Source organism: Massilia eburnea (genome assembly GCF_009720745.1).
Classification (GTDB): Bacteria; Pseudomonadota; Gammaproteobacteria; order Burkholderiales; family Burkholderiaceae_D; genus Rugamonas; species Rugamonas eburnea.
Genome location: NZ_WNKX01000020.1, coordinates 1 through 17912, shown reverse-complemented (window position 1 = coordinate 17912; position 17912 = coordinate 1). Strand labels below are relative to the sequence as shown.

The following is a 17912-nucleotide window of genomic DNA, read 5'->3' as shown; positions in this document are numbered from 1 at the left end:
GTCAGACCCAAGCCGGATGGCCGTCCCGTCAGACCCAAGACTCCCGGCGGCCGCGTACCAGGGTCAGACCCTTGGGTCTGACCCAGATTTGCCGGGTTTCACTTGAGCGTCCGCTCAAACAGCTGGTAAATACGGCGGTACTCGTCGTACCAGCTCTCCGGCTGCACGAATCCATGCCGCTCCATCGGATAAGGCGCCAGTTCCCAATGATCCTTTTTCAGCTCGATGAGCCGCTGCGCCATGCGCACCGAATCCTGGAAGAACACATTGTCGTCCACCATGCCATGCGCGATCAGCAGGTGGCCTTTCAGCTTGTCCGCGTACTCGATCGGTGACGAGACACGATAAGCCTCCGGATCGATATCCGGCGTATTGAGGATATTGGCCGTGTAGCCATGGTTGTAAGTCGTCCAGTCGGTCACGGGGCGCAGCGCGGCGCCGGCCTTGAACAATTCGGGCTCGCGCAGCAGCGCCATGAAGGTCATGAAGCCGCCGTAGCTGCCGCCGTAGATGCCCACCTTGCCGATATCGCCTTGCTGGTTCTCCGCCAGCCATTTGGCGCCATCGACATAGTCGTCCAGTTCAGGGTGCCCCATCTGCCGGTAGATCGCGGTACGCCAGTTGCGGCCATAGCCCTTGGAAGCGCGGTAGTCCATGTCCAGCACGATGTAACCCTTTTCCACCAGCAGGTTGTGGAACATCTGCTCGCGGAAGTAGTTGGGGTAGCGTTTGCTCGTGTTCTGCAGGTAGCCGGCGCCATGCACGAACATCACGATCGGGTACTTCCTGCCCGGTTCCAGCGTGGCCGGGCGGTACAGCTTGGACCAGATCGGCTGGCCCGCGCCATGGACCGATGGCACGGCCACCAGTTGCGGCTGGATCCACTCGCGCGCCTTGTAATCGGCGGTGCGGGTATCAGTCAGCTTAGTTGCCGCGCCGCCGGCGGCCGGTACGGTCGCCAGCTGCACAGGCATGTAGGCGCTGGAGTAGTGCACCAGCAGCTTGCGCTGGTCCGGCGAAAGGGCGAACTGCTCGACGCCGCCATCGAGCTGGGTGACTTCGCGTACCGACGCGTCCTTGGCTGATGCCGAGCACACTTCGTATTCGCCCGGGTTGCGGCGGTTGCACAACATATAGGCCAGGCTGCCGTCGGCGTTCCATTTGACGCTGGTGGCTTCCCATTTGCCGCTGGTCAGGGCGCGCTGCTTGCCATCCGCATCCAGCGTGTACAGGTGGGAGTAGCCGCTTTCCTCGGACATGAACCACAGCGTGCTGTTGTCCGGCAGCCAGCCGAATTCGTTGTAGCTGTTGTTGATCCAGGCGTTATCGCTCAGGTGGTGCAGGGTCTTCAGTTTTGCGCCTTCCAGGTCGACGGCGGCCAGCCAGCGGTCCTTGTTGTCCACCGCGCGCAGCATGACGGCGAGCTTGCCGCCGTTGCTGCTCCAGGCAATGCCGTCACCCTCGTCGTCATCCAGGCGGATGGCGCGGTTGCCTTTCAGGGCTGGCTGCTTGGCCGCTTCACGCAGGCTGGCCAGCGGGTCGGTGGTGATGCCGGGCAGGCTGTCGAAAGGCAGGTCCTTGATCGCGCCGCTGTGCAGGTCCACCAGCTTCAGGGACTGTGCCAGCGGCAGGTTGCGGCCGACGCGGGTGCGCTGGTCGTCGAATTCCTCGTAGCCTGATTCAGTGACATAGCGCGGCATTTTGCCAATGCGGCCGTTCTCGCTCGACTTTGGCGACGTGGCGACCAGCAGCCAGCGGCCGTCCGGCGAAAGCGAAGAAGCATCGATGGATACCTTTTCGCCGAAATAGAGCGGGGCAGGCGCGCGGGTGGCGTCGGCGGCGCGCAATTCCTTGGCGCGGGCGCGCGTCTCGTCGCGTTCATCCTTCTGGCGCTTGAGGGTAGTGATCAGGCGCAGCTGCATGTCGCGCAGGTAGTCTTCGTCGGGCGCAGCGGCGGGATCCTTGGCCGCGCGCGGCAGGGCGACCGGGGAGACCAGGCGGTCGGCGCGGTTCCAGCTGAACCAGTCATTGCCGACTTTGAACTGCACATTCGCGCCATCGGCCGAATACTGTGGTGCGGAGGCGTTGGCCGTGCCGCGGCTGATTTGCACCAGGGCGCCGGATTTCAGGTCGCGCTCGAACAGGTCGCCGTTGCGCAGCACGATGGCGCGCGTGCGTTCGCGGTTGAAGACCATGTTCGGGCTGTCCTGCTTGGCCTGTTCGGAATCGGCCACCAGGCGTGGCTTGTCGCCGGCCTGGAAGGTGTCGCGCAGCGAGGAGCCGCTGCGCTTCTGTTTATAGAACACCTGCTTGCTGTCCCAGCTCCACCACGCGCTTTCCACAGGTGGGCCGATCCAGTCCGGGTTGGCCATGGCCTGGTCGAGGGTAATTGGGGTCGGGGCAGGTGCGGCTGCGAATGCAGGCGCGGCCAGCAGGGCGGCCAGCGCGGGGAGGGATAGTCGGCGCATACAGTGGTAGTGAGAAATCGAGGAGGCATTCTAGCAGCCGCCCACTGCGCGAAAAGTATCAGGCTTGTAACAGGGTAGCGTCCTTGCCGCAGGGCCTCTAGAATGACGCTCATTCAGCAAATTCAGCCTATTCAGGAGACAAGATGGCAAAAAGCCATGTAGCGGCACTGGTACTGGCCCTGGCGGCCGCCGGCGCGATGGCGCAGCAGCAGCCTGCAATGCAGTGGGAGACCGCGGCCCTGGCCGGGTCTTATAAAGAAAACATCAGCGAGGACGAAAAGATCGCCGGCCTGTCCAAACTGTGGTCGGAAGTGAAATACAACTTCGTCGATACCGCGACGCTGGAAAAGCTGGATTGGGACAAGCTTTACCTGGAAGCCCTGCCGCGCGTGCGCGCCACGCGCAGCACCGAAGACTACTACCGCGTGCTGCAGGAACTGGTAGCGAAGCTGAAGGACGGCCACACCGGCGTCTATCCGCCGCAAGAACTGTCCGACCGGATGCTGGGCATTCCGCTGCTGAAAACCCGTCCGATCGACGGCCGCGTGATCGTCACCGAGGTGCTTGACCCGGGCTTGCGCGCCAAGGGCATCATGCCGGGCCTCGAAGTCACTGCAGTGGATGGGATGGAAGTGAAGGCTTACGCTGCCCGCGAGCTTGCGCCCTACGTGAGCGCTTCCACGCCCCAGGATGAAGAACTGCGCACCTTTGGCTACCTGTTCCTGCGCGGCCCGGTTGGCACTGCGCCGCGTGTCGCCTTCCGCGACGCCGCCGGCAAGCAATTCGAGCAACAGCTGCCGCGGGTGAGCCTTGAGGTCCGCAAGGCCGCCATGGCCAATTCGCCATCGTTCGAATTCAGCATGCTGCCGGGCGACGTCGCCTATGTTTCCCTGAACAGCTTTAATGACAACAGCGCCGCCGAAGCCTGGCTGGCAGCTTTCGATGAAATCGCCAAGTCCTCCGCCCTGGTGATCGACGTGCGCCGCAACGGCGGCGGCAATTCCGACGTGGGCTACAAGATCCTGTCCACGCTGGACGACAAGGCTTTCCTGACCAGCCGCTGGGCCACGCGCGACTACAAGCCGACCTGGCGCGCATGGAACAAGGAGCAGCCGATGTATGCGGAGGCACCGGAGGCGGTTCAACCAGACCCGCAACGCCAGTACAAGAAGCCCGTGCTGGTGCTGACCAGCGCCGGCACCTACTCGGCGGCTGAAGACTTTGTGGTCGCCTTCGACAGCATGCAGCGCGGCACCCTGGTGGGCGAAGCCACCGGCGGCAGTACCGGCCAGCCCCTGTTCATCAAGCTGCCGGGCGGCGGGAGCGCGCGTATCTGCACCAAGCAGGATACCTATCCGGACGGCCGCGCCTTCGTCGGCGTCGGCGTTCAGCCGCAGCACATCGTCAAGCAAACCGTGGAGGGCGTGCGCGCCGGCCGCGATGAAGTGCTGGAAGCGGCCCTGGCTACGCTGCAGCCGAAATAAAAAAAGCCGCCGGACCAAGATCCGGCGGCCTTTCCTTCAAAGCAGGCGCTTAGAAGTTGTACGCTACGCCTACGCTCAGGTTGTGGGCGTTGTTGTATTGACGCTGCAGTTCAACGCGGCCGGTGAACTGTTTGGTGAACTCGTAGCTCACGCCGGCGCCGAACAGGCCGCGGTTGACGTGCTCGCCTTCGCTGCTCAGGCGGTTGAAGCCCAGGCGGCCGTACACGGCTACTTTGTTGGCGACCGGTACGGAACCGATCACGGAGAGGGCGGTCTGCTTGACGCTGCCGTCGAAGTCGCCCAGGTCACGGTAGCCCAGTTCTACAGCCACGTTCTGGTTGAAGTTGTAGCCGCCGAACACGCCAACGCTGGTGTCGCTGGAGTAGTGCTTGAACTTGGAGGAGCCGATGTCGGCGCCAGCGTAGAAATTGCCTTGTGCTGCGGAAGCGGCGAAAGAGGTAGCTGCCAGCAGGGCCGCAACGGTGATTTTCTTGATCATTCTGTTTCCTATTATTTAACTAGATTGCCTTACTTGGTGTAGGGCAACATTAGATTTTAGCGAATACTTTCAACTGTTGCAAATCCACTGTGTGTGCGTACAGTATAATTTCGCCATGCCTGGTTTTATCCTTACCCGCGCCTGGCGCGATGCCCGCGACGGCACGGAAATCGAGTTCTGGCTTGCCACCGATGAAGGTCCGCGCAAAATCCTGTTGACGCAACAAGCCTCGGTGGCTTTCGCCGAGGCTTCGTTGCGCGACACCATTGCCACCCTGGCGGCCGGCATGCCGGGCATCGACCTGCGTGAAGTGGCGCTCAAGACTTTCCAGCGCGAGCCAGTGGTCGGTATTTACGCCAGCCATTACAAGCAGCTGCTGGCGCTGGAGCGCAAGCTCGGTGAGCGCGGCATCCGCCTGTACGAGGCGGACATCAAGCCGCCGGAGCGCTACCTGATGGAGCGCTTCATCACCGCTGGCGTTGAATTCGAAGGCGGCAAGCTGCGTCCCGCGCCGGAATTCCGCCCGCGCCTGCGCATGGTATCGCTGGATATCGAGACCAGCGCTTTCGGCGACCTGTATTCGATTGCGCTGGAAGGCTGCGGCCAGCGCCAGGTTTATATGCTGGGCGAACAGCCGGCCGTGGCGCCGGACGTCGACTTCGACCTGGAATACTGCGCGACGCCGCGGCGCGTGATCGAAAAGCTCAACGAATGGTTCCGCGTGCACGACCCGGATGCCATCATCGGCTGGAGCGTGGTGCAGTTCGACCTGCAAACACTGCAAAAGAACGCTGAGAAGTACAAAGTACCGTTGCTGCTCGGGCGCGAAGGCCGCCCGGTCGACTGGCGCACGCACCAGGCGCGCGATGGCTATGTGTTCGCCTCCATCCCCGGCCGCATTGCGATCGACGGCATTGAAGCCTTGCGCGCAGCCTCGTGGAATTTCCCTTCCTTCAGCCTGGAAAACGTGTCGCAGGAGCTTTTGGGCGAGGGCAAGGACATCGGCAGCGATTACGACAAGATGGCCGAAATCGAACGCCGCTTCCGCGAAGACAAGCCGGCCCTCGCGACCTATAACCTGAAAGACTGCGAGCTGGTGACGCGCATCTTTGAAAAGACACGCGTGATGGACTTCATCCTGGAGCGCTCGCACGTGACCGGCCTGGTGCCCGACCACATGGGCGGGTCGATTGCCGCCTTCAGCCACCAGTACCTGCCGCGCATGCACCGCGAAGGCTATGTGGCGCCTAACGTAGGCGAGATTCCCGCCGTGGCCTCACCGGGGGGCTTTGTCATGGATTCACGTCCCGGCCTGTACGATTCGGTGGTGGTGCTGGACTTCAAGAGCCTGTACCCCTCGATCATCCGTTCCTTCCTGGTCGACCCGGTCGGCATGGTCGAGGGAGAAACGGAGGAGGATCCGGTGCCCGGCATGCGCGGCGCGCAATTCTCGCGCACGCGCCACTGCCTGCCCGCCATCACCACCCAGCTGTGGCAAGGCCGCGATGCCGCCAAACGCGAGAAGAACGACGCGCTGTCGACGGCGCTCAAGCTGCTGATGAACTCTTTTGTCGGCGTGCTTGGCTCCACCGACTGCCGCTTCTACCACCCGCAGCTGATTTCCTCCGTTACCCTGCGCGGCCACGAACTGCTCAAGCTCACGCGCGAGCTGGTGGAGAAGGAAGGCTACGAAGCGATCTACGGCGACACCGACTCCATCTTCATCTGGCTTAAACGCCAGCACGAAACGGAAGAAGCGCTGGCCATCGCCCGTGAGCTGGTCGAGAAGATCAACAAATGGTGGCGCGAGCGCCTCAAGCGCAAATACAAGCTGGAAAGCTATCTGGAAATCGAATTCGACACGTATTACCAGAAGTTCTTCATGCCGACCATCCGCGGTACGGACATGGGCAGCAAGAAGCGCTACGCCGGCCTGACCAGCGATGGCGACATCATTTACCGTGGACTGGAAGTGGCGCGCAGCGACTGGACCCCGCTGGCGCAGCAATTCCAGCAAGGCCTGTTCGCGCGCATTTTCCGCGACGAGCCATACCAGGACTTTGTGCGCGAATACGCCCGCAAGACCCTCTCCGGCGAGCATGACGAGCTGCTGGTGTACCGCAAGCGCCTGCGCCACCGGCTGGATGAATACCAGGTCAATGTGCCGCCGCAAGTGCGTGCGGCACGCCTGGCCGATGATTTCAACAAGGCGCAAGGCCGCCCATTGCGCTACCAGAACGGCGGCCGTATCAGCTATGTGATCACCACCGGCGGACCGGAGCCGCTGGAAGTGCAGCGCTCACCGATCGATTACCAGCATTACCTCGATAAACAGCTGCAGCCCATCGCCGACGCCATCCTGCTGCCGCTGCACGACAGCTTCTCCGCGCTGACCACGGCGCAGCAGGCGCTGTTTTAAGGCCGCGGCATCACCCACTTGGTGAGAAATAGCACCAGCAGCGTACCGGCCAGGTCGCCCAGGGCCATAGCCGCGAAGCTATGCAGTAGATCGCCGCGCCCTTCGTACAAGGCGAACCAGATGTGGTGCAGCAAGGGACTGGCCAGCGAATAGGCAACTGCGCACACCAGCACCTGCCAGGCTGAGAGGTTGGCCAGCGAGCCTTTCAAATCAAGCCAGCGCTGGGCGCCAAGGTAGACCAGGTACGGGGCCGCGCTGGACAAAATGCCGCCGGCAAAGGCGCGCACCGGGTCATGCGGGAACAGGATGGTGAAGCAGTAGAGCCAGGAAACCAGCAGCAGGCCGATCGCGCCGGCCTCGGCAAACAGCAGGGTGGCCAGCAGGCGCACGCCTGCAGGCAGGTAGACCCAGTTGATGCCTTCCGCGAATTCCAGCTGTTTGAACAGCAGCTCATTGATCAACAGGGCAGCGCCGAACATGATCATTGTTGCGAGGACCATGAAGAAATTCTGGCGAAGGCTGGGCATGCGGTGGTTTTGTCCGGGACGATTCGGCGAATCTTAGCAGAAAGTCCGGCCCCTGCGGCCCGTGGCAGGTGTGGCAAATTAGCCTCACTGTTGTTTACTAAAACAAAACTAAACTTCTTCTAAACGCAGAAAGTTTGTTGAAGTAGGCAAGGTTCCTTGTTTAACTATCCCTAGTGGAATGCGATTCCCACCGGGAGACAGGCGATACCCCCGCCGTTTAGTAAATCGCCGTCCCACATAGAGCCCCGCCGCTGGGCATAACCAGGAGACCTATATGACGTTAAGAACCAACCTTGCGCCGATCACCATGGCTGTCAGCGCAGCCCTGCTGACCCTCGCCAACGCCCAGGCGCAAACCACGCAAGCCGCGCAGACCGGGCAAGCCGCGCAAGACCCGAACACGGTGGTGGTGACCGGCTACCGCTACGCGATCGAGAAAAGCCTTGACCAGAAACGCGATTCCAACTCGATCATCGAGGTGGTGACCGCGGAGGATATCGGTAAGTTCCCAGACAAGAACGTGGCGGACGCGCTGCAGCGCGTACCGGGCGTGATCATCGACCGCAGCGGCGGCGAAGGCAAGAACGTCAGTGTGCGCGGCCTGTCCTCGGAACTGACCCTGACTCAGTTGAACGGCAACTATATCGCCACCGCCGAATCGAACGGCGACCCGACCCGTTCCTTCAACTACATGCTGATGCCGTCCAATATGCTGTCCAGCGCGGAGCTGTTCAAGTCTCCGGAAGCGCGCATCGACGAAGGCGGCATTGGCGGCACCGTGATCCTGCACACCCGCCGTCCGCTGGACGTGAAGTCCGGCAGCGGCTTTGTGTCGGCGGAAGGCACCTGGGCCGACACCACCAAGAAGACCGACGGCCAGTTCGCCGGCCAGTACGCCTGGCACGACGAGAGCAACCGCTTCGGCGTCCTGGTCGGCCTGACCTCGCAAAAACGCACCACGCGCACCATGGGCGCCAGCACCGAAAACTGGCAGTGGTACGGCGACGACTACAAGGGCCACCCTGCGACCGACGTCAACGGCAAAGAGTCCAACCTGGATAGCTACTGGTGGGGCCAGTCTGGTTTTCACGACCAGAACGGCAAGTACTACACCAACTTCATGATGCCGACCTCGGTCAACCTCAACGTGAAGAACGAAGAGCGCGAACGCAAGGGCGGCCAGATGACCCTGCAGTTCAAGCCGGTCCGCAACCTGACCCTGACGGCCAACTACTTCCGCTTCGACCTGAAGCAGAATTCGCAGACCAACATCCTGAAAATCCCGGAATGGAACCTGGCGCGATATGACGGCGACGGCAACTGGCCGGGCGGCCGCATGCTGGATGGCCTGACCTTCGATCCGAGCAAGACCATCGTCACCGGCGCCCAATACAGCGCGCATCCTGGCAAGACCTACTACTGCAGCGAAGCGCAGGCGGCTGCCGGCGGCCAGCAACCTGGCGGCTGGGGTCCTGACGACTGCACCATTCCAACGCCGCAGATCACCGGCAGCTACAACCGCGAAAAAGCGCTGTCGCAGACCGCCGACTTCGAAGCCGACTGGCATGGCCAGAGCCTGGACGCGACCTTCAAGCTGGGCCGCACCTGGGCTTCGGGCGGTCCGGAAATGCAGATGACGATGCCGATCAAGCCGCGCATGCAAAATGCGGACGGCAGCTGGACCCTGGGTAACACCGCCAGCGCCTGGAATACCGTCGGCACGCCGACCATGACCTTCTCGCCGCAGCTGATGGACAACCTGGCAAAAGGCATCGGTGAAATCGACCTGGGTTCCACCTCTTCGTCTTGGACCAAGAACAGCACCCAGCAGAAGTACGGCCAGGCCGACTTCACCTGGCACACCGATACCAGCTGGCTGGATTCCCTGAACTTTGGCGCCAAGTACCGTGATGGCGGCACCCATCGTGCCACCGGCAACAACTACTGGGTGTGCAAGGGCGCCGATCCGTCCAACTACGACATGCGCTTCCAGAACGGCTGCGATCCGACTGCCAATAAGTTCCAGCCGCAGTTCCTGAACAGCGGGTCGCTGGGTAACCTGGTGGGCGGCATCAGTGCCAGCGCCTTCCCTGCGATTAACTACCCGGCCTACATCTCGTACCTGAACCAGACTTACGGCGGCATGCAGACCCGTAACGAAGACAACTTCGTGTACAACGTCAGCGAGAAGATCTCGGCGGCCTACGTGCAGGGCAATATCAAGATGGACCGCCTGCGCGGCAACGTCGGCCTGCGCTTCGTCAAGACCAAGCAGCACGCCGATTCGACCGACCAGGTTGACTACTACAACGACTACTTCTTCAACGGCGCCAACGGCAGCCCGGCTCCATGCCAGGCGGGCGGCGCGCCAGCAGTCGGCGCACCTGCCGGTTCCGGTTGCACCAGCGGCTTCACCCGCCTGCCGGAAAGCCTGTCGCACACCTCGTCGTTCGTGGTCAGCTCGCTCGACCGCACTTACAACGATGTGCTGCCAAGCCTGAACCTGGCCTATGACCTGAACCAGGACCTGGTACTGCGCGCAGCGGCATCGAAAGTGGTGGCGCGTCCAAGCTACGGCGACATCGCCTCGCCAGGCGGCCTGCAGTACTTCAGCCAGGAGTACGTCAATGACCGCCGCCTGATCGGTGGCGGCGACAAGCAGGGCTGGTTCGGCGCCGGCAGCAACAAGCAGCTTGAGCCGTACAAGGCCAACCAGTTCGACGTCGGCGTGGAATGGTACTTCCACCGCGGCTCCGTGCTCGGCCTGGACTACTTCCGCAAGAACGTCAGCAACTTCTCGGTGCCTGTGGTGCGCGACGTGACCATGGACGTTGCGGGCAAGAGCGTGGTGGTGCAAAGCTACTCGACCACCGCCGGCGGCCGTAACGGCGTCTCGCAAGGTGTCGAGCTGTATGCGCAGCACACGCTGTCCAACGGCCTGGGCTTCCAGTTCAACTACACGTACAACAAGACCAACCAGGCAGCAATCACCCTGGGCGATGGCACCGAAATCGGCAAGTCGCCGCTGGTCGGCAGCGCCAAGAACCAGGCTAACCTGACTGTGTTCTACGAAACCGCCGACTTCCTGGCGCGCGCTTCCTACAACCGCCGCGGCGTGGTAGTGGACGGCCTGGTCAACGGCTTAAACGTGTATGAAGAGCCTTACAGCCAGATCGACCTGAATGTGGCGTACAACATCACCAAGGAATTGAGCCTGACCGCCTCGGTGCTGAACCTGACGAAGCAAGAAACGCGTTCCCACCTGGGTGACGACACCAAGGACCGTTTCTACTCCAACGGTTATGCCGGCCGCGTCGCCTACTTTGGCCTGAACTACAAGTTCTAATGCTTCCCTCCTTCCTCCCCGCGCCTCACGGCCCGGGGAGGTTTTTTCCTGTTTGGAGTGCCGAATGAACCTGCACGACCGAATCAGCAAGATCACTATCGTTGGCGGCGGAAGCGCGGGCTGGATGGCTGCAGCGGCGCTGGCCACTTATCTGGGCAAGGGAGCTTCGGTACGCCTGATCGAATCCGAGGAAATCGGCATCGTCGGCGTGGGAGAAGCAAGCGTCCCGCATATCAGGATGTTCAATGGACAAATGCTCGGCATCGACGAGACAGAGTTCATCAAGCGTACGCAGGGCACGATCAAGCTCGGCATCGAATTCAACGACTGGAGCCGCATCGGCGACAGCTATATCCATGGCTTCGGTACCATCGGCCGCTCGGTCGGCCCGCTGCCATTCCACCAGTTCTGGCTCAAACTGTTCCAATCCGGGCGCGCTGCGCCGATTGGCGAATACTCGCCGCAAACCATCATGGCGCCGCAGGGCAAATTCGCGCCTGGCGACCGCAACGCGCCGCCGGGCTCGCCGCTGGCCGATATCGCCTACGCCTATCATTTCGACGCCAGCCTGTACGCGCGCTTCCTGCGCGAGCTGGGCGAACAGCGCGGCGTACAGCGCATCGAAGGCAAGATCGTTGGCGTCAACCAGCGCGCCGATGACGGCTTCATCGAATCGGTGACGCTGGAAAACGGCCAGGTGGTCGACGGCGAACTTTTCATCGATTGCTCCGGCTTCCGCGGGCTGCTGATCGAGCAGACGCTGAAGACCGGTTACGTCGACTGGACGCACTGGCTGCCTTGCGACCGCGCCATGGCCGTCCCTTGCGAAAGCGTGGCCCCGATCACCCCGTACACGCGCTCCACCGCGCGCACGGCGGGCTGGCAATGGCGCATTCCCCTGCAACACCGCACCGGCAACGGCTATGTGTATTCCAGCCGGCATATCAGCGACGACGAAGCCGCCGCGACCCTGTTGGCGAACCTGGACGGCAAGGCCCTGGCCGAACCGCGTGCGCTGCGCTTCACGACAGGCATGCGCAAGAAATGCTGGAACAAGAACGTGGTTGCGCTGGGGCTGGCCAGTGGGTTCCTTGAACCGCTCGAATCCACCAGCATCTACCTGGCGCAATCGGGCATTACGCGCTTGCTGGCGCTGTTCCCCAAGCGGGATTTCAACCCGCTGCTGTCGGAACGGTTCAACCGCGAATCCGAGTTCGAATATGAGCGGGTGCGCGACTTCCTGATCCTGCATTACAACGCCACCGAACGCAACGACTCGCCATTCTGGGACTACTGCCGCACCATGTCCATTCCGGACAGCCTGCGCGAAGCAATCGAATTGTTCCGCAGCGATGGACGCTACTTCCGCCATGGCGAAGACTTCTTCGCGCTGCCAAGCTGGGTGCAGGTGATGCTGGGGCAGCGCATCATCCCGCAAAGCTACCATCCGATCGTGGACGACATGCCGGAGGAAAAGCTGGTCGATGTCGTGGAAAGCATGCGGGCAATGCTGAAGAACGCCGTTGCCGCGATGCCGAGCCACCAGGAATGGATTGAGCGGCACTGGAAGGCGAGTGCACCATGAGCACGCATCTGTACTGGCGTTCCCTGGTGGTTCTGCTGCTTGGCCTGTGCCTGACGGCGGTTGCCGCAGTCGCCACAGCGGCAGCGCCGGAGCGCGTCCTCATCGACAAAGGCTGGACCTTCCGCCTGGTTCCCGGCAACGCGCAACTGGCCGCCCATCCGGAAGCGGCGGCATGGCATGCCGCAAAGGTCCCGGGCACGGTGCATACCGACCTGTTCGCGAACAAGCAGATTCCAGATCCATATGTCGGCGCGCCGGAAGCCGGCCTGCAATGGATCGGCCTCGCCGACTGGGAATACGTCGCCCGCTTCGACGCGCCTGCCGCCGCGCAGGAAGCCGCGCGCAGCGACCTGGTATTCGATGGTCTCGATACCTTCGCCGAAGTCTGGCTCAATGGCGACAAGCTGCTGGATGCCGACAACGCCTTCCGCACCTGGCGCATCCCGGTGCAGGGAAAGCTGCGCGCAAAAGGCAATGCGTTGCGCATCGTCTTGCGCTCGCCGATTGCCAGGCTTTTGCCGCAGGTGCAGGCCATGCCGCTCAAACTGGCCGGGAATTATCCATCCCCGTATGGCGATGAGCCGAAGGATGCCATGACCGGCAATTTCGCCCGCAAGCCCGGCTATCACTATGGCTGGGATTGGGGGCCGCGATACGTCACCGCCGGCATCTGGAAGCCGGTAGCGCTGGAAAGCTGGAACGCAGCACGTATCGACAACCTGCAGCTGCGCCAGGACCGCGTTGACGAAACGACCGCCGACATCATGGCGATCGCCTCGCTCGATGCGGTGCGTGATGGAGGCTTCGACCTGCGCCTGTGGCAAACCGCGCCGGACGGCAAACGCACGCTTGCGGCACAGCGCCGCACGGAGCTCCACGCCGGCGCCAATCGCATCGAGCTTCCCCTGCACATCGACCGCCCGCAGCGCTGGTTCCCCAACGGCTACGGCGCTCAGCCCCTGTACCGCTATGAACTGGAAGTCGCCGACGGCAAGGCCGTCATCGCCAAGTCCAGCGCCCGCACTGGCTTGCGGAGCATCGAATTGCGCCGCGAGCCGGACGACAAAGGCAAGACTTTCTATTTCGCGGTCAACGGAATTCCGGTCTTCGCCAAAGGCGCGAACAGCATTCCCTTCGATATGTTCCAGCCGCGTGTGAGCAAGGCCCAGCTGCGGCGCGTGCTGCAATCCGCACGCGATGCCAATATGAACTTCCTGCGCAGCTGGGGCGGCGGCTATTACGAGAGCGACGACTTCTTCGACCTGGCCGACGAACTTGGCCTGCTGGTCTGGCAGGACTTCATGTTCGGCGGCGGCATGCCGCCCGCCTACGACAACGCCTTCCGCGCCAACGTCGTCGCCGAGGCTCGCGACAATGTGCGCCGCCTGCGCAACCACCCGAGCCTAGCGCTCTGGTGCGGCAATAACGAAGAAGAAATCGCGTGGAAGTACTGGGGCCCCGGCAAGGAAATGGCTGCGGCCGATCCCGCCTTCGCCGCCAAAGTCTGGAACGGGTACCAGCAGCTGTTCGGCGCCGATTTGCGCAAAGTGGTGGCGGAGGAGGGCGGCGGCATCGCCTACTGGGCCAGTTCGCCCAGCGACGACCTGGCCGAAGTCGCCAATACGCCAGCAAGCGGCGATATGCACTACTGGGAAGTGTGGGGCAACCCCGCGCATCCGCCGTCGAAATACCTGGAGATCACACCGCGCTTCATGTCCGAATACGGCCTGCAGGCATGGCCGGTGCAGCGCACGATCGACGCTTTCGCCAAGCGCGGCGAACAAGGCATCGCCACGCCGGTGATCGAAGCGCACCAGAAATTCCTGGCTGGTAAAGGCAATGAGCGCCTGATGAAGTATGTAAATGTCGAATTCGGCGAACCGAAAGATTTCGCGCACTTCGTCTACCTTAGCCAGGCCGCGCAAGCCGAGGGTATCGAGCTGGCCGCCTTGCACCACCGCGCCAGCCGCCCGTATACCATGGGTTCCCTGTATTGGCAGCTGAACGACGTCTGGCCGGGCGCCTCATGGTCCAGCGTAGACTGGTTCGGGCGCTGGAAGGCGCTGCAGTTCCACGCACGCCGCTTTTACGCCCCAGTCGCCGTGGCCGCACTGCGCAGCCCTGAAGGCCGCACCACGGTCAGCCTGCTGAACGACCGCACGCATAGCGTGAAAGGCGAACTGCGCCTGCGCCTGATGACGCTCGACGGCAAGTTGCTGCGCGACGAGGGTAAAGCGCTGGAAATGGCGCCGTTGTCGGCGGCCAGCCTGGCGGAATATGCAGACAAGGATTTGCTCGGCAGCGCCGATCCCGCCAGCACGGTCGCGGTATTCGACCTTCAAGCCGAAGGCGAGCCGCCTTCGCGCCACGTGGTCTACTTCAAGGCGGCAAAAGACCTGCGCTGGCCGGCTTCCGGCCTGCATGCGGAATTGCGCCCTGACGGCGCAGGCTATCGGCTGGAGCTAAAGGCCACAAACCTCGCGCGCGCCGTGTGGATCGACTTTGGCGACACCGATGCCGAAGTTTCCGACAACGCCTTGACCTTGCTGCCGGGCGAAAGCATCTCCCTGCGCGTCTCTTCCAAGGCAGGGCTGGCAGCGCTGCGCAAGTCGCTGCGCATACGTTCGATAGCGGGGTAGTCGCCGGTTGACGCCCCCAAAAGCGGCTGATATAACGCAGCCAGAAGCGTTTATAAACCGGGAAAAGGGAGAGACTTTGTGAGTCAGGTCACACTGCGCGACATCGCGGAAGCTACAGGGCTGTCGATCGGCACCGTGTCGCGCGCGCTGAAGAACCAGGCCGGCATGACGGAAGACACTCGCAACAAAGTGCGCAAGGCCGCCCAAAAGCTTGGCTACGATTTCGCGCAACTTAAGAAGGGCCGCATCCGCCGCATCGTCTTCCTGCTGCATAGCCAGCACAACACGCTGGCATCCAGTCCTTTCTTCTCTCCGGTACTGCAGGGCGCGGAAGAGGCGTGCCGGCGCGAAGGCATTGCCCTGTCCTTTATCGCCGTTGGCCCGGCGGATCCTGTACTGAGCCAGATCCGGCTGCATCAGCCCGACGCCATCCTGTGCGCCGGATTCTTCGAGCCGGAAGTGCTGGCGGCTTTGCAGCAGGTCGGCAAGCCCATGGTGCTGGTGGACATGCACCGTATCGGCTTCACTTCGGTCAACCCGGACAACGCGCGCGGCGGCTACCTGGCCACCCAGCACCTGCTGCGCAGCGGACGCAAACGCATCGCCATGCTTTCCGGCTCGTTGGCGCACTATAGTATCCAGCAGCGCAACCACGGCTTCCGCAAGGCGCTGTTCGACGCCAAGGTTCATGCCGACCCGGACCTGGAAGTGATTGTGCCCAGCATCGGCGACGGCGAAGACGGCGTGGCGCTGGCCATGCAAAGCCTATTGAGCCTGCCCAAGCGGCCCGACGCGGTGTTCTGCTACAACGACAGTACAGCGCTGGCGGCCATGAAGTACTGCCTCAACCAAGGTATGAAGATCCCGCACGATATCGCAATCGTCGGCTTTGACGACATCAGCAGCGCCGCCGCCGCCATTCCTCCCCTCAGCACGATCCACGTGGACAAGGAGGCACTGGGGCGCGCCGGGGTTGAATTGCTGCTGCAGGATCCGGACGCAAACCCCGCCCAGATCACCATGCCGGTGGAAATGATCGTCCGCGAAAGCAGCTGCGACGATTAGGGGCCTTGCCTTACTCTGCCAGTGCGGCCTTTTCTTCGGCAGTCAGGCGCTTGGTCTTCACCACGACAACTGGAGGTGCGATGTTCTGCGCGGTGGCCGCGTGAACGGCCGGCGCACGTGCGGCCAGGAATTTAGGCGCTGCGGCGCCAGCTGCGGCGGACACACCGATCAGTGCCAGTGCGCCTACAAAGATAAATTCCATGTGCTTGCTAAGGTTCATACTGTTCTCCGTGAAATATTGTCCGTCTGAGAACATTATGGTGCGACGCAACATATAATTCAAATAATTTGTTTTAATGTTGAATATTCACAATACGTATAACTTGGCTGATATGCAGGAAACTAGTGTTGCGGCGCATAAATGGCGTTGGAAAATGAACACTTGTGCTCGCTGAATTGCCAAGAACATAATCGGATGTGTATGGTTTCTAAAAGGATAAGTCCCATGGAAATTATCGATTCGATCAAGCAGGCAGCTCGCGACAGCAACCGTACCGTCCTCAGCCTGTTGCTCGAGGCCTGGCGCCTGCGGCGCGGTTTAGGACGGCTGGGATTTTCCGAGTACCTCGACTTCCGGCTATATCAGACTGACCTGAGTTTCGAAGCCAAGTCGGAGTTCGGCGGCTGGCGGGTGCAGGCCATACTGGAGCAGATCCTCGTCGATACGCACTCGACGATTCTTACGATCGACAAGCTCACCATGTATGCGATGTTTCTTGGCTATGGATTACCGACGCCGGGCATCCGTGCGGTCTATCGGGCGCAAAAGCCGCAGCCATTCGTCAATCTCGATACACGGGAAGCGCTGGCAAGCTATCTTCGCGATTCCGGCAACTTGCCGGTCTATCTGAAGCCGTCGTTCGGCAGCTACGGCCGCGGAAACACACTGGTCAAAGCGGTGGAGGGCGACTCCCTGGTTCTGGGGAACGGGACGACGATCCCTATCGACGAGTTCACAAAGTCGATTGACGATGGCCGCACTTTCGGCTGGATCCTGCAGGAGCCGTTGTCGCCGCACACGCAGATCGCCGAAGTCTGCGGCGACAAGATCTCCGGCGTGCGCATCCACACCTTCCTTACGCCAAACGGTCCGCAGCTCGTCAAAGCCATTTTCAAGATCAACGTAGGCGGACGCGACTCCGACAACTTCCAGCACGGCGCAAGCGGCAATATGCTGGCCACCGTCGACATCGAGACGGGAACGGTCAGTCGTGTGATTACGGGTACGGGGCCCGGACAGAACACGGTATCTGTCCATCCGCGGACAGGCGCCGCGCTGGTGGGCTTCCAATTGCCGCACTGGCCCGAGATCAAGCGGCTGGTATGCGAGGCGCACCTGGCCCTGCCTGGGTTCATCTGTCCCGGATGGGATATTGCGATCTGCGACGATGGCCCCAGGATTCTGGAGGCGAATGCTTTCGGCGATATCGACCTTTCCCAGCATGCCTATCGCCGCGGCTTCCTCGACGAGCAGTTTGTGCACCTGATGAAGACGCGAGGCCTGGATAGCTTGTTGGCGGGGAATCGCGGGCTTCATAAAAAGTCAGCGAAGAACGGCCGCGTTGGACTACGGTCCCATCACTGGACCTGGTGAGAAAGTCTGAGGAGGAACCCCGGTCGGCAACGTCCGACTCTGCTATTTCATTTCATCAGTTGGCAGATTTCATACTAGCTTCGCCAAAGTGCAGGGGGCAGAATCATTGCATCGGTTGGCTACATTTCGATAGATTCGAAGCCAAGCGATATCGTCAGCTGTTGATTTGCACCGAAAATTGACCCACTTTGCCGCATAATTTGCATCAGAATCTGACCCACGTTTAAGACACAATCCTGCTCATGACATTGAGTGGGGAATTGGAGTGATCGACGTGGCATTACTA

General features: G+C 61.8%; 11 protein-coding genes. 7 read left to right on the top strand and 4 right to left on the bottom strand.

Features of this window, described 5'->3' with window-relative positions; translation table 11 throughout:
• Window positions 1-98 precede the first annotated feature (98 nt).
• The gene (locus tag GM658_RS21695) at window positions 99-2468 is read right to left on the bottom strand and encodes a S9 family peptidase (RefSeq protein WP_155456147.1); all 2370 of its coding nucleotides are present in this window, start codon (window positions 2466-2468) and stop codon (window positions 99-101) included.
• A 143-nt stretch (window positions 2469-2611) separates the two neighbouring features.
• Between GM658_RS21695 and GM658_RS21690 the strand changes: the two genes are divergently transcribed.
• The gene (locus GM658_RS21690; RefSeq protein WP_155456146.1) at window positions 2612-3952 is read left to right on the top strand and encodes a S41 family peptidase; all 1341 of its coding nucleotides are present in this window, start codon (window positions 2612-2614) and stop codon (window positions 3950-3952) included.
• Window positions 3953-4001: 49 nt separating this feature from the next.
• Here GM658_RS21690 and GM658_RS21685 read toward each other — a convergent pair whose 3' ends face one another.
• Window positions 4002-4451, bottom strand: coding sequence for an outer membrane beta-barrel protein (locus GM658_RS21685; RefSeq protein WP_155456145.1), 450 nt, complete (start codon window positions 4449-4451; stop codon window positions 4002-4004).
• Between the two features lie 115 nt (window positions 4452-4566).
• Here GM658_RS21685 and GM658_RS21680 point away from each other — a divergent pair, with 115 nt between their 5' ends.
• The gene (locus tag GM658_RS21680) at window positions 4567-6870 is read left to right on the top strand and encodes a DNA polymerase II (RefSeq protein ID WP_155456144.1); all 2304 of its coding nucleotides are present in this window, start codon (window positions 4567-4569) and stop codon (window positions 6868-6870) included.
• Here GM658_RS21680 and GM658_RS21675 read toward each other — a convergent pair.
• A complete protein-coding gene (locus GM658_RS21675; protein WP_155456143.1) occupies window positions 6867-7370 on the bottom strand; it encodes a hypothetical protein in 504 nt (167 codons plus the stop codon). The genes GM658_RS21680 and GM658_RS21675 overlap by 4 nt on opposite strands.
• 301 nt (window positions 7371-7671) lie before the next feature.
• Here GM658_RS21675 and GM658_RS21670 point away from each other — a divergent pair, with 301 nt between their 5' ends.
• The 4 genes from GM658_RS21670 (at window position 7672) to GM658_RS21655 (ending at window position 16032) form a co-directional block, all read left to right on the top strand.
• Window positions 7672-10743: a TonB-dependent receptor gene (locus tag GM658_RS21670; RefSeq protein ID WP_229417014.1), complete on the top strand. Its 3072-nt coding sequence runs from the start codon at window positions 7672-7674 to the stop codon at window positions 10741-10743.
• A gap of 64 nt (window positions 10744-10807) precedes the next feature.
• Complete coding sequence (locus tag GM658_RS21665) at window positions 10808-12328, top strand: tryptophan halogenase family protein (RefSeq protein WP_155456142.1); 1521 nt, start codon at window positions 10808-10810, stop codon at window positions 12326-12328.
• Window positions 12325-14967, top strand: a complete 2643-nt coding sequence (locus tag GM658_RS21660) for a beta-mannosidase (protein ID WP_155456141.1) — start codon at window positions 12325-12327, stop codon at window positions 14965-14967. The genes GM658_RS21665 and GM658_RS21660 overlap by 4 nt, the downstream gene beginning before the upstream one ends.
• A gap of 78 nt (window positions 14968-15045) precedes the next feature.
• Entirely contained in the window at window positions 15046-16032 is a 987-nt protein-coding gene (locus GM658_RS21655) for a LacI family DNA-binding transcriptional regulator (protein WP_170298913.1), read from the top strand.
• 10 nt (window positions 16033-16042) lie between these two features.
• Here GM658_RS21655 and GM658_RS21650 read toward each other — a convergent pair whose 3' ends face one another.
• A complete protein-coding gene (locus GM658_RS21650) occupies window positions 16043-16252 on the bottom strand; it encodes a hypothetical protein (protein WP_155456140.1) in 210 nt (69 codons plus the stop codon).
• Window positions 16253-16477: 225 nt separating this feature from the next.
• Here GM658_RS21650 and GM658_RS21645 point away from each other — a divergent pair, with 225 nt between their 5' ends.
• Complete coding sequence (locus tag GM658_RS21645; protein ID WP_155456139.1) at window positions 16478-17626, top strand: sugar-transfer associated ATP-grasp domain-containing protein; 1149 nt, start codon at window positions 16478-16480, stop codon at window positions 17624-17626.
• The last annotated feature ends 286 nt before the right edge of the window (window positions 17627-17912 follow it).